The 12,916-nt window shown below is 42.2% G+C and carries 9 protein-coding genes and 1 pseudogene; 8 read left to right on the forward strand and 2 right to left on the reverse strand.

Going from position 1 to position 12,916, the window contains the following annotated elements; translation table 11 throughout:
- Positions 1–15: 15 nt before the first annotated feature.
- The 3 genes and pseudogenes from JCM15074_RS24145 to JCM15074_RS20220 all read left to right on the forward strand — a co-directional run bounded on the left by JCM15074_RS24145 (position 16) and on the right by JCM15074_RS20220 (position 3,833).
- Positions 16–678 (forward strand): hypothetical protein, encoded by a 663-nt coding sequence (locus tag JCM15074_RS24145; RefSeq protein WP_148300699.1) that lies wholly within the window; start codon positions 16–18, stop codon positions 676–678.
- Positions 679–1,121: 443 nt separating this feature from the next.
- The gene (locus JCM15074_RS00165) at positions 1,122–2,405 is read left to right on the forward strand and encodes an SLC5/6 family protein (protein ID WP_025819266.1); all 1,284 of its coding nucleotides are present in this window, start codon (positions 1,122–1,124) and stop codon (positions 2,403–2,405) included.
- A 67-nt stretch (positions 2,406–2,472) separates the two neighbouring features.
- A pseudogene (locus JCM15074_RS20220) lies at positions 2,473–3,833 on the forward strand (L-serine ammonia-lyase).
- 57 nt (positions 3,834–3,890) lie between these two features.
- Here the strand turns inward: JCM15074_RS20220 and JCM15074_RS00175 are convergent.
- The gene (locus tag JCM15074_RS00175) at positions 3,891–4,334 is read right to left on the reverse strand and encodes a GNAT family N-acetyltransferase (protein WP_025819267.1); all 444 of its coding nucleotides are present in this window, start codon (positions 4,332–4,334) and stop codon (positions 3,891–3,893) included.
- A gap of 181 nt (positions 4,335–4,515) precedes the next feature.
- On the opposite strand from JCM15074_RS00175, the gene JCM15074_RS00180 reads away from it, so the two are divergent.
- On the forward strand, positions 4,516–5,832 hold the full coding sequence (locus JCM15074_RS00180) for a dicarboxylate/amino acid:cation symporter (protein ID WP_025819268.1): 1,317 nt from the start codon (positions 4,516–4,518) through the stop codon (positions 5,830–5,832).
- Between the two features lie 62 nt (positions 5,833–5,894).
- On the opposite strand, the gene JCM15074_RS00185 is transcribed toward JCM15074_RS00180, so the two are convergent.
- The gene (locus JCM15074_RS00185; protein WP_025819270.1) at positions 5,895–6,305 is read right to left on the reverse strand and encodes an META domain-containing protein; all 411 of its coding nucleotides are present in this window, start codon (positions 6,303–6,305) and stop codon (positions 5,895–5,897) included.
- A gap of 136 nt (positions 6,306–6,441) precedes the next feature.
- Here JCM15074_RS00185 and JCM15074_RS00190 point away from each other — a divergent pair, with 136 nt between their 5' ends.
- From JCM15074_RS00190 to JCM15074_RS00205, 4 genes are all read left to right on the forward strand, one after another.
- On the forward strand, positions 6,442–6,969 hold the full coding sequence (locus JCM15074_RS00190; RefSeq protein WP_025819271.1) for a GNAT family N-acetyltransferase: 528 nt from the start codon (positions 6,442–6,444) through the stop codon (positions 6,967–6,969).
- Complete coding sequence (locus tag JCM15074_RS00195; RefSeq protein ID WP_025819272.1) at positions 6,969–7,316, forward strand: hypothetical protein; 348 nt, start codon at positions 6,969–6,971, stop codon at positions 7,314–7,316. Before JCM15074_RS00190 ends, JCM15074_RS00195 begins: the two co-directional genes overlap by 1 nt.
- Positions 7,317–7,455: 139 nt before the next feature.
- Complete coding sequence (locus tag JCM15074_RS00200) at positions 7,456–7,809, forward strand: hypothetical protein (protein ID WP_025819273.1); 354 nt, start codon at positions 7,456–7,458, stop codon at positions 7,807–7,809.
- Entirely contained in the window at positions 7,791–12,872 is a 5,082-nt protein-coding gene (locus tag JCM15074_RS00205; RefSeq protein ID WP_267880161.1) for an Ig-like domain-containing protein, read from the forward strand. The genes JCM15074_RS00200 and JCM15074_RS00205 overlap by 19 nt, the downstream gene beginning before the upstream one ends.
- Positions 12,873–12,916 lie beyond the last annotated feature (44 nt).

The following is a 12,916-nucleotide window of genomic DNA, read 5'->3' on the forward strand; positions in this document are numbered from 1 at the left end:
GATAAAGATGGCAATATGGTGGCAACTAACCAAATTGCAGTGCGAGAAGATGGTATTAAAGCGATGGAGCTTGCACCATTAAATCCCCATACAACCTCTAAGCAAGCGCGCGAGTGTGTTGACTGTCATGGTAATAAAAAGGCAGTTGGATTCGGGAGTGATGGTGGTATATACGATAATAATCAAGCGCAGGCTAAATATGCTGATGCTAAGAATATTAATGGCGAGCCGTTAAGTCGTCACGCAACGCCGCAGATCCCTGCTATTCCTGAGATGACGGGGAACTTTGAAACCTTGCTTGATGCTAACGGTAACCAGCTTATGACGGTTGATTCGCATTGGGCACAGTCTTCACCACTAACGGCACATCAGTTAGATAAATTGGACCGACAAGGCACTTGCGTTGCCTGTCACGCCAAAATGGGCAATATGCCAGATGGTTCCATGGCGATGACGGTTCTAGGTCAAGTGGCTAAAACATTCAATTTAAGCTTTGCGGACGCGAAGGCACATGAAGCCTTATTAAATGAAAATAACTTGATTGTGGCTTGGTTTAAGGTCATTGGTATGCTTTCTGGTGCAATTGGCGCGTTATTATTGCTGGGTTATCTTATTTTTAGGAAGCGTATCAACGCGTTACTAAAAAAAGCCCTAATTAAGCTAACGAGCAAGCTTTAAATTATCAAACGACTAGCGAAGCCGAACTATACTTAGTTCGGCTTTTTTATCGGCAGGTTAATAAATTTGCTTATATTGGTTATAAAAAATAACAAATATAAATGTGATCTCGATCGTTAAAATGTGTGTATTTGCTGGTTGTTATCACATTGCGTTTATTTGTGTGATGGTGGTCACAATTAAGGTTTTGGTGATGCGCTCTAATACATTAGCTAAAAGTGAATTAGGTTTTTAACTTGTTCCTTAGTTGTTATTAAAAATGTTTTTAAAGTTACCGATATGAAATTATATTACGGGGAATAGCGATCTGGATCTCAATATTAGTTAAATCTGAAATTAGAATGACTACTTTTTTGAAATTACACGTTATATTTAACTCATAAATTAGTTTTTAACTACAATAATTCATTATCGCAATGGCCTTTAAGAAGGTATAAAAAATTATGCAAAAAGCAGCGCAAGATACAACTCAGTCTACTGCTAAACAAACGGCAGTAAAACTACCATGGACGAGTCAAGATACGACTTGGATGTTAAGTCTATTTGGTACTGCGGTAGGTGCAGGTATCTTATTCTTACCGATTAATGCTGGTATGGGTGGCTTCTGGCCGCTAGTTGTTATGGCACTAATCATTGGTCCTATGACCTATTTAGCACACCGTGGTTTATCACGTTTTGTTTGTTCTTCAAAGATTGAAGGCAGTGACATTACTCAGGTAGTAGAAGAGCATTTTGGTAAAGGTGCAGGTAAAGCAATTACAGTACTGTACTTTTTTGCCATCTACCCAATCGTATTAATTTACGGCGTGAGTATTACTAACGTAGTGGATAGCTTCTTAGTACACCAATTAGGTATGGAGTCAATTCCACGTTGGTTACTATCTGGCGCATTAATTCTAGGTATGATGTCAGTTATGGTTGCTGGTGAGAAACTGATGTTGAAGGTGACTCAGTTCCTGGTTTACCCATTAGTTGCGATTCTAGCGTTCATGGCGTTATACATGATCCCTAACTGGAAGATGGATGCATTAATGGAAATGCCTAGTGCAGGTGATTTCATTGGTACTATCTGGTTAACTATTCCAGTATTGATTTTTGCTTTCAACCATTCACCTGCGATTTCACAGTTCGCTGTATCATTGAAGCGTGAACATGGTCAGAATGCATCTCGTAAAGCTGATGTGATTCTACGTAACACATCACTAATGTTGGTTGGTTTCGTAATGTTGTTCGTGTTCTCATGCGTACTGTCATTATCACCAGCACAGTTAGCTGAAGCAAAAGCACAGAACCTACCGATTCTGTCTTACTTAGCTAACACATATGATTCAGGTTTCATTGTTTACTTTGCTCCACTAATTGCTTTCATCGCGATTGTATCTTCATTCTTTGGTCACTACATGGGTGCTACTGAGGGTATGCGTGGTATTATCATCAAGCAAGCTGAAAGCTCTGGTAAGCAAGTTACTGAAAAAGGCATCAATAAGTTTATCCTTGGTTTCATGTTCTTCACCATCTGGGGTGTTGCAATTATCAACCCAAGTGTTCTAGGTATGATTGAAGCGTTAGGCGGTCCAATTATCGCTGCGATTCTTTACCTAATGCCGATGTACGCTGTGTACAAGGTTCCAGCTCTACAGCAATACCGTGGTCGCGTAAGTAACATCTTCGTTATCATCGCTGGTCTTCTGTCTATGACTGCCATTGTATTCGGTTTACTAAGTTAATATTTGTTTGATTTGATAAGAGCCAAGCCAACCGGCTTGGCTTCCTCTTTTCTGAGGTAAGTAGTTCATGTTTAGCGCATTTGATATTTTTAAAATTGGCGTGGGCCCTTCTAGCTCACACACTGTAGGCCCAATGAAAGCGGCCAAGGAATTTATTGACGACCTACGAACTAAAGGTACATTACGTGATATCACTAAGATCACTGTTGATGTATACGGTTCATTATCTTTAACAGGTAAAGGTCACCACACTGATATCGCAATTATTATGGGATTAGGTGGCAATAGCCTGAAACTGTCGATATTGAAGCGATTCCAGAGTTTATTAGTCGTGTTGAACAGACAGGACGTTTACCAGTAGGCTTACATTGTCATACTGTTGATTTTCCTCAAGGTGCATTAATTTTCCATCCTGAGGCGCTACCGTTGCATGAAAACGGTATGAAGATCCATGCTTGGATCGGTGAAGAATTATCTTACAGCAAGACTTATTACTCTATTGGCGGTGGCTTTATCGTTGATGAAGAGCACTTTGGTCAAGAAGCTGAAAATGATGTCACTATGCCTTATCCATTTACTAATGCCGAAGAGATGCTGGCTATTTGTAAAGATAAAGGCATCAGCATCAGTACATTAATGCTTGAAAATGAAAAAGCACTGCGTTCAGAAGAAGATATCTACACCGGTTTCGGTCGTATCTGGAGCGTAATGCGTGAAGGTATTGAACGTGGTTGTCACACTGAAGGTGTATTAGCTGGCCCATTACGTGTTCCACGTCGTGCTGCTGCGCTATACCGTCAGTTAGTGACAGGTGAGCGTTTATCTTCTGATCCTATGGTTATTATCGATTGGGTTAATATGTTTGCCCTTGCGGTAAGTGAAGAGAATGCTGCGGGTGGCCGTGTTGTGACTTCACCAACTAACGGTGCAGCAGGTATTATTCCTGCAGTATTAGCTTATTATGATAAGTTTATTCAGACCGTAGGTCAGAAAGAATATACACGTTTCTATCTAGCATCAGCGGCAATGGGTATCCTTTATAAGCGTAATGCCTCTATTTCTGGTGCAGAAGTTGGTTGCCAAGGTGAAGTGGGTGTAGCTTGTTCTATGGCTGCAGCTGGCCTTGCTGAATTGATGGGCGCGAGTCCTGCACAAGTGTGTATGGCGGCTGAAATCGGTATGGAGCATAACTTAGGTTTAACTTGTGATCCTGTAGCAGGCCAAGTGCAAGTGCCATGTATCGAGCGTAATGCGATTGCTTCTGTGAAAGCGGTTAACTCTGCGCGTATGGCGATGCGTCGTAATTCTGAGCCGACAGTAAGCTTAGATAAAGTGATCGCAACCATGTATGAAACAGGTAAAGATATGTTACCTAAGTATCGTGAAACCAGCCAAGGCGGTTTAGCGATTAACGTTATCAATCTATAAATTAGTACCGATAACGATAAAGGCCAATCAGTTGATTGGCCTTTTTTATTTTTACAATTATTTTTCTTCAAACATCAAATAATCACACGGTTTCATGCCTAAACTTTGATAGGTTTGCTGCGCCGTGACATTGTCTTTTTCAACATATAAGCGAAAGCTTGCCGCGCCATTGTTATCTGCTGCTAACTGCTTAACGGCTTGGTATAGTTTTTTATAAATGCCTTGGCGACGAAACTCTGGACGAATATAAACACTTTGAATCCAATAGTAGTTTTTAGCGCGCCAATCACTCCATTCATAAGTCACCATTAATGAGCCTGCAATATCTCCGTCGATATCTGCGACCAAATAACACCCCTTGTTGGGCTCATTAAGTAAGGTCGTGACACCTTTACTGAGGACATTGAGGTCAAGTGATAATGCTTCTGTTTCGAATGCCATCGCACGGTTAAATTCGATGATATTTTGTGCATCATCCATAGTTGCATAACGGATCTTCATTTTAAGGGCCTTATTTTTGGTTTTTCTGCAGTATAACATCGTATTTTATAGATTAATAAGTTGCTTTTATGCACTATCTCTAAAATAGAGTTGCAAATGTGATAGACTCCGCGCTTCGCCTACGCGGCAGGGAAGTTACACCAAGGAATTGGTTACCACTGCATCAATCAAGGTTGTTATCATGTCAAAACACAAGTCGTCGATACTTGGTCGGTTATGGGCCCGTTGGATGTCAATTCCACTGTGGTTACAAATTTTAGTCGGTATGGTTCTCGGTATCTCTGTTGGTCTGGCGTTAGGGGATAAAGCCAGTTATTTAAAACCAATTGGTACACTGTTTGTTAATACCATTAAGATGCTAATTGTACCTTTAGTATTCTGCTCACTAATTGTGGGTGTGACCTCGATGCAAGATACAGCCAAAATGGGGCGTATCGGTTTTAAATCCTTCTTCTTCTATCTTGCTACAACCTCTGTTGCTATCAGTGTTGGTCTAGTGGTTGGTCATTTTTTACAGCCCGGCGCAGGACTTGAGCTGGAACATACCATGAAGGTTGCGGAAGTCGCTAAAGCCCCTTCAATCATGGAAACCTTGATTAATATTGTGCCAACCAATCCGGTAGCCGCGCTAGCAAATGGTCAGATCTTGCAAGTGATTGTGTTTGCCGTATTCCTAGGTGTGGCATTAGTGCTAATTGGTGATCACGGTAAGCCTGCTATTCGCGTGTTCGAAAGTTTAGCTGAAGCTATGTATAAACTGACTGATATGGTGATGAAACTTGCACCATACGGTGTGTTTGGTTTGATGGCATGGGTGGCTGGTGAATATGGCGTTGAGATGCTATTACCACTGATTAAAGTGATCCTGGCGGTTTACTTAGGTTGCTTCTTACACATTGTTGGTTTCTATAGTTTGATTCTTAGTGTGTTTGGTAAGCTGAACCCACTGCAATTCTTTAAAGGTATTAGTAATGCGATGGCCGTTGCTTTTACCACGTCAAGTTCTGCCGGTACACTACCTGCAAGTATGAAGTGTGCTAGCGAATATTTAGGTATCAACAAAAAAATCTCTAGCTTTGTATTACCGCTAGGCACCACTATTAATATGGATGGTACAGCGCTATATCAAGGCGTGACGGCATTATTTGTGGCGCAAGCATTTGGTATCGATTTATCTTGGGTTGATTATTTAACCATTATTTTGACCGCTACTTTAGCGTCAATTGGTACTGCAGGTGTACCTGGTGCAGGCTTGGTTATGTTGACCTTAGTATTAACGACTGTGGGCTTACCGCTTGAAGGGGTTGCATTAATTGCAGGTATTGACCGTATTTTAGATATGGCGCGTACTGTAGTTAACGTATCGGGCGACCTTGTTGCAACCACGATTATTGCTAAGTCTGAAAATGAGTTAGACATTGAGCATTACAATGCGGATATGGAACAAAGTGAAGTATTTGCTGAGCAAGTTCGTAATAATGAACAAGCACCAAGTTAATCTCATCATTTGATACAAAAAAAACCGCCATTAGGCGGTTTTTTTATGAAATTAAGCCGTGATTAGATACGGCTTAATACTAATACAGTTTTACCTGCAGCATTATTTAGCTCAAGTTTACCTTGTACCATTTTAGCTGTAGTCACTTCAGGCATAGCTTGCATAACACGCTGCTCTTGCGCCATTAATGCTTCAACACAAGCTTTCATGGTATTACCTGCTGGCATTAATTTAACTTGATCGCCGTTAATTGAATACTGGCCAAAGAAGTTATTACAGCTATTATTGCCCGTTAAGTTGCCGTCTGCTTCAAAGTTTAATTGTGCCGGGCTGTAATCGATAACAGGCTTACCCATTGCCGATTCAACATGCCAGTTACCTTGTAATTCGATTTGTGCTTGGCTATCTGGTGCAGATTGGCAGCCAGCAAGACCTAGCGCAAGTGCGCCAATCACTAGAGCTTGTTTGATCATAATAAAATTCCACTAAAAAATATTTTATCTATTCTGACAAGTTTAGCTGATAATAAAAAGTAATATCTAGGATGTCAGATGGACTTATTTAAAATCTGTGCGTCCAATAGCATTCTTAAGTAGGGCGATTTAAAACGTGAATATTCGATTAGCAACTCAAGCCGATGCAGCTAGCTTAGCCATGCTAGAGCGTCAATTTGTGAATGACGAATTAGTCAGACAAACAGGTCAGCTACAAGGGCAAGTGATGAGTCAATCTGAATTAACTCAGTTAATAGAGAAACAGATTGTGATGGTTGCTGAACAAGATTCAAATATTATTGGTTATGTCACAATTGCCGCTTGGAAACACTATCAAGGACAGCGTATTTATGTTCATATGCTAAAGCAAGCACAGCGTAATTTAACTGGCTTGACTGAACGAAACAGTTGTCAATATGGTCCAATTTGGGTGCATCCTGATTATCGTGGACAGGGTGTTTTTCAACAATTAGTCGCTGCCGCGAAGCAGCGAACAGCGCAGCAATATCAATATTGGATTGCCTTTATTGCCGAAGATAATGAACGCTCATTTGCAGCACATACCCATAAGGCGCAAATGCAGGTATTAGATTATGTCGGCTTTGATGGGCGTGATTATTATTTATTAGGAGCAAAGCTGTAATGAATTCATGGCAGCAATTATTAGATGGCTTAACAATCTCTCCCATGCCTGCTAAAGATAATGCCAAGTTACTTGCCGCATTATTAAATGCATCAGAGCAGCATGGTGAAGTCTTTATTTCTAATGCCAGTGAGCAGGACAATCAAGCTATTTTAGTGCATTGGCAAGAACGCGACACTTGGTGTCATTGTGGGGGCAGTGCTTTTTATCAAGCGATTATTGAAGCGATTCCTACTGAGCAAGTAACGCAGTATCAGCCTCTTACAAGATTAGATATTGCGGTGATAGCGCCTGACCAAATTCCTTTCTTATTAGCGCAATATGCACACTTTGATCATTGTTATTAATGATTCTGTTTAATTGAAACCGCCTAATGGCGGTTTTTTTCTACCCTAAAATATATTAAAAGCATGCTTTTGGGGGGGCGTCTAGAGTATATGTTCAGGCTAATATATTAATAATCTCATTAATACTTGGTTAGTCAATATGACAAGGATATGTCTTTTAGTCGTTACCGCTTGGCTTTTTCTTGCTGCCTGTAACGATAACAGTGATGGTTTCATTGATTTAAACGCATCGATTACTGCGTCTACGCAGTTGTATGAAATGGATAAACAACAGCAGTTCACGATGGACGTCAGTACTGCAGTGCAGGCAAGTCATCGCTGGCAGATAAGTGAATTATCATCCCCCGCACTTGGGGCGATTACTCATCAATCCCAGCAGCAATTTGATTACTTGGCGGAACAAGTTGGTGTAGAACAATTTCGTTATACCGTTGCAGTTAATCAACAGCAGGCATCAGCCCTATTTTTGTTGCTATTAGCGATCCCAGTTTAGGTAATCATGCGCCTCTTGCGACTAACTTAGTATTGACTACTTATGCTGATAGCCCTATTACAGCATCACTTACCGATATCAGCAGTGATCATGAACAAGATCCGTTATCTTTCAAATTAGTACAGGCATCCAGTCGCTTCAGCTTAACTGATGATCAAATAAGTTATTCTCCGGCGGGCTTTATTGGCGTGGAACAAGCTGTATATCAGGTCAGCGACAGTCATGGTGGTTACAGCCTTGCCTATGTTTTAGTTAACAGTATTGATAGCCAAAGTGCCAATCAAGCGCCTATCGCTTTAGATTACCAAACCAGTTTTGATGCGAGCCTGCAACAACAACTGGTGCTTAATTTAACTGATTTAGGCTTAATCAGTGATAAAGAGGGTGATGAACTGTCATTGGTACAGGTTTTTGGTGTTAATAACCGTGCTCGAGTAGATGGTAATGGTCAGATTGTTTATCAACCCAAAGACTATCGTGGTGTTGATCAATTTAGTTATCAGATCAGTGATGGTCAAGGTGGCTATGCTATCGCCTCAATAACAATCCAAGTTGCCTCAGCCAGTTTAATTGATCTTAACATTAGTCCTGATATCACGACGATACCTAAGGGAGCGCAAGCTCATTATCAGTTACATGCGCTGTACAGTGATGGTCGTGCTGAGCCAGTGATGGATGGTGTGGTATGGCAACTAAATACCAATGATGTTGCTAGCATTAATCAGCAAGGAACGGCAGTCGGCTTAACTCAAGGCAACGTTCAGGTAACGGCGCAATTTGCAGGTATGAGGGTAACTGCTGAATTATTGGTTGAAGCAGAAGAGTTACTTGATTTAGCCATTTATCCTGCGCTTAAATCACTGCCTAAAGGTGTGGAGCAGCAATATATGGCTCGTGCGACTTATAGTGATGGTAGCGCACGCGATGTAACTGAATTTGTTGATTGGTCTACGCTAAATCAACAATTGGTTGCTATTTCTGCAATTGGAGTCGCAACAGCTAAAGATATTGGTGTTGTTAATATTCAGGCTAAGTTAGGAGATTTGGTTGCTAATGCTGAGTTGACGGTTACCGCTGCGGAGCTTACTTCTATGCGAGTCACTCCTGAGCAAGTATCTGTCCCCGTTGGAATTTCTAGCCCATATTATGCTGCTGCTACTTACACTGATGGTACAACATTAGCATTAATAGAACAGGTACATTGGTCACTCGTAAAAAATGATATAGCCAGTTTGAACCGTTATGGCCTTGCGACAGGTAAATCGCAAGGTGATGACATTATATCTGCTATTTATGCCGGGCAAACGGCAAGCGCTAAATTAGTCGTAACGCCGCCGATATTGGTCGGGATAACGTTATTAGCACAACACAGTGCGATACCCGTGGGGGTGCCTGCAAATTATTCAGTACTTGCTACGTACAGTGATGGTAATAGTTACGTCCTTGATGCTAAAGATGTTAATTGGGGATTATCAGCACCTGAAATAGCCCATATTGATATCACTACTGGTAATGTGATCGGGAGTTCAACTGGTGTGGTTATCATTAATGCAATGGTTGGAGAGCTGCAAACATCTGCAGAGTTACAGATTACCGATGCAGTCGTGACAGCAATAAAGCTGATGCCTGAGCAATACCGCATACCTAAAGGTGAATCTCTTGATTATCATGTGATTGCCAGCTACAGCGATGGTGTCACTCGTACCATTGCGCCTGATGAAGTGCAATGGCAATCAACTCAGCCATTAGTTGCCTCAGTATTAGTGAGTAATGGTAATGCAATTGCAAATAGCGTGGGTGTTACCGAAATTAAAGCAAATTTTAGACAGCATTCTACTGTTGCACAATTAGAAGTGACCGCTGCTGAGTTAGTTAATTTAATCATACATCCAGAGCATTTCTCTATTGCTGCAGGTGGTCAAACTCAGTTTCAGATCACCGGCGTTTATAGTGATGGTTTAACGCGTGTACTGGCGAGCGATGAACTTAATTGGCATTCATCTAACAGTGATGTTGCCACTGTATTAATGCCGACAGGCATGGTAACGGCTTATCAGTTAGGGCAAGCACAGATTAGTGCTAAGCTCGCAGGATTAAGTGTGTCATCTTTATTGAATGTCACTGATGCGGAGTTAGTTTCATTAAATATCAAGCCCGCTAAATATCAAATGCCCATTGGTAGCGAAGTTAATTATCAAATTACAGGCCGCTATTCTAACGGTGAATCGCGACAACTATTACCGGAACAACTGTCATGGCGTAGCCAAGATCAACATATTGCCAGCGTTATCGCCACTGATGCGACTGCGTTTGGTAATGATGTTGGTGTGACTCAGATTATCGTAGAGAAAGCAGGGCTTAAGACCATCGCTGAATTAACCATTAGTGATGCAGTTATTAATAGTTTATCTATTACCCCTGCAACAAGTATTGTGCCTAAAGGAGAAGAGCAGGTCTTTGCCGTTAGTGCAAATTACAGTAATGGAGAGAGTCGGCAATTAAATGCTAAAGAGTTGTTGTGGCGAGTCGAAGATGCTAATACCGCATCGGTTATTGGGGAAACTGGGCGTGCTATAGGCCTCGAAGTCGGGCAAACACAAGTTATTGCAACGATTGACAACAAGTCGGTCAGTGCTGCCTTGACTGTGTCATCGGCCCAGTTGCAGTCAATTGCTCTGCTCCCCGCAACTGCGAGTATTCCGGTGGGGTTAACTCAAGATTATAAGGTTATTGGTCGCTACAGTGATGGTGTAACGCGTCCATTTTTGGCTTCACAAATACAATGGCAAAGTGGTCAAGCAGAGATTGCAACGATAGAAACTGCAGATGGCATTGTAACTGGCCATAGCGAAGGGCAAATTAACATTGTTGCCAAGTTTGGCGCATTTTCTGCTGAGTCGCAGTTAACCGTATCATCAGCCATATTAGAGTCGATACGAATTAGCCCAAATCCATTGTCTTTGGCACTCGGGGAAAGCGTGCAGGTGGTGATATATGGTCAATACAGTGATGGTGTTGAGCGGATCATCGAGATTAGTGATGCAAATTTATCTTCATCTAACAGTGGCATTGTCTCCATTGATGGGTCGCAGGGGCTGATTCAGGCGGATCAAATCGGTAGCAGTAATATTACCGTTAAGGTTGGTGGTAAGACAGTTAATCTTGAGGTGACGGTGACTGATGCGCTCTTAACTGCAATCAGTATGACGCCGATGCAGCATAGTATGCCGCTGGGTCATATGGTGACGTATCAAGTGATGGGGCATTACAGTGATAATTCACGTCGCCCATTGGCCAGTAGTGATGTTCAATGGCGTTCATCGCAGCCAGCAATCGCCACTGTTGCTGCGCATTCTGGAGTTGCTCAATCTGGAGGAACAACCGGATCGACTCATATCACTGCAACAGTTGCAGGGTATTCGATAACCGCAGAATTGACGGTGACTAGTGCTGAACTCTTATCAATCAGTTTAACGCCGCGTGTTAGTAGTATTGCACTGGGACAGAGTGTCGATTATCAAGTCCTTGGGTTATACAGTGATGACTCAACGTCAGTTATCGCAGTGAGTGATATCAATATTTACTCATCAAACCCTAGTGTGGCGGTGATAGCGGCAGGGACCTTGTCAGTAACAAGTCATGCTGCGGGGGACACGATATTTACCGCAACGGTTGCGGGTAAGAAGGCCACAGCGGAATTAGTTGTAACGAGTAAGGTGATAGAGTCGCTTGCGCTCGATGCTAATCAATATTTATTAGGTGTTGGTAGCTTGCATCACATAAAAGTGATAGCGCAATATTCAGATGGAAGTACGCAAGTTCTAGATGCAAACCAGTTAACTTTTGTTGCCCAGCAGCCTGATATTGTCAGTGTCAGTAATGGTATTGCTGCGGGGGTTAGCCTAGGTAGCGCTATTGTCAATGCGAGCTTGAATAACCAACCCCAAATAACTGTGGCTATTCATTTTACCGTGATTGATAGTGCAAGGCAGAATGTCTGTCGTGCTGAACATCGTGTCTGTGGTTATAAATGGGGCAAAGCGCTTGGTGCTTTGACTCAAAATGGCGGTGTTAAAGCATGGGGTTATGCTGATCGGGGAGGATTGGTACCCGTTAATATTGCAAACCAATCTGGTTTTACTCGAATGATAGCTAACGCGAGAGCATTCACCGCAATGCGAGATGATGGTTCTATTGTGGCATGGGGAGATAACCTTTATGGGGGATACTATGCAGGTAGCGATAGTTTTGCCGATGTATATGCTGCAGATCTCGCTTTTGCGGGACTAACATTTAATGGTGAAATTAAGGTTTGGGGATCAGCTAATCATGGTGGCTTTGGCGCCCCTGTCGGTACAGGTTTTACCCATATTTATAGTACTCAATATGCTTTTGCGGCATTAAGAACTGATGGTTCGATTGTGGCTTGGGGCGGGCAAAATACAGGTGGTAGTGGTGCGCCAATTGATGCTGGCTATATCAGTATTGCAGGAACTGGCGGAGCATTTGCAGCGTTAAAACATGATGGCACCATTACCGCTTGGGGCGATGCTGGACGCGGTGGTGTCGGCGCGCCAACAGACAATGGTTATATTAAAATTGTGGCCGCAGACTATATTTTTGCAGCATTAAAAGCCGACGGCTCGATAGTCACTTGGGGTTATGAAGATCCTAATTTAGGATATTTAGCCAATCCGACAGCAGCGGAGTTTATAGATGTTAGAGCAAGTAGTTTAGCATTTTCAGCCATACGTGCTGATGGTTCTATTTTTGCTTGGGGGGCAAGTTATCAAGGTGGCGTAGAGGCTCCCGTCGATAATGGTTACAGTTGGTTAAAAGGAATTAATACTGCGTTTGCTGCGCAACGTACTGATGGCACGATTAGCCTGTGGGGACATAGCACATCATTAACTCAATCACCTGCGGTTGAGGAAAAGTTTACTGTGATTACTGGCAATGATAAGGCTTTTGCCGCAATTGCGGAGGATGGCAGTATTCGAGTTTGGGGCGAGCAAGATGCTGGTGGTAACCAAGCAAAAGCCCCGTTAGGGGACTTCCAATAACTCAATTGAAGATTCAGTTATAAATACAAAAAAACCGCCTAATG

Origin of the sequence: Shewanella marina JCM 15074, from assembly GCF_000614975.1 — a bacterium.
Lineage (GTDB): Bacteria > Pseudomonadota > Gammaproteobacteria > Enterobacterales > Shewanellaceae > Shewanella > Shewanella marina.

Coding starts and splice junctions, on each gene's coding strand:
- JCM15074_RS00185 (WP_025819270.1), bottom strand. CDS start 6,305: ATGATCAAACAAGCTCTAGTGATTGGCGCACTTGCGCTAGGTCTTGCT.
- JCM15074_RS24145 (WP_148300699.1), top strand. CDS start 16: ATGGTGGCAACTAACCAAATTGCAGTGCGAGAAGATGGTATTAAAGCG.
- JCM15074_RS00175 (WP_025819267.1), bottom strand. CDS start 4,334: ATGAAGATCCGTTATGCAACTATGGATGATGCACAAAATATCATCGAA.
- JCM15074_RS00200 (WP_025819273.1), top strand. CDS start 7,456: ATGACAAGGATATGTCTTTTAGTCGTTACCGCTTGGCTTTTTCTTGCT.
- JCM15074_RS00195 (WP_025819272.1), top strand. CDS start 6,969: ATGAATTCATGGCAGCAATTATTAGATGGCTTAACAATCTCTCCCATG.
- JCM15074_RS00165 (WP_025819266.1), top strand. CDS start 1,122: ATGCAAAAAGCAGCGCAAGATACAACTCAGTCTACTGCTAAACAAACG.
- JCM15074_RS00180 (WP_025819268.1), top strand. CDS start 4,516: ATGTCAAAACACAAGTCGTCGATACTTGGTCGGTTATGGGCCCGTTGG.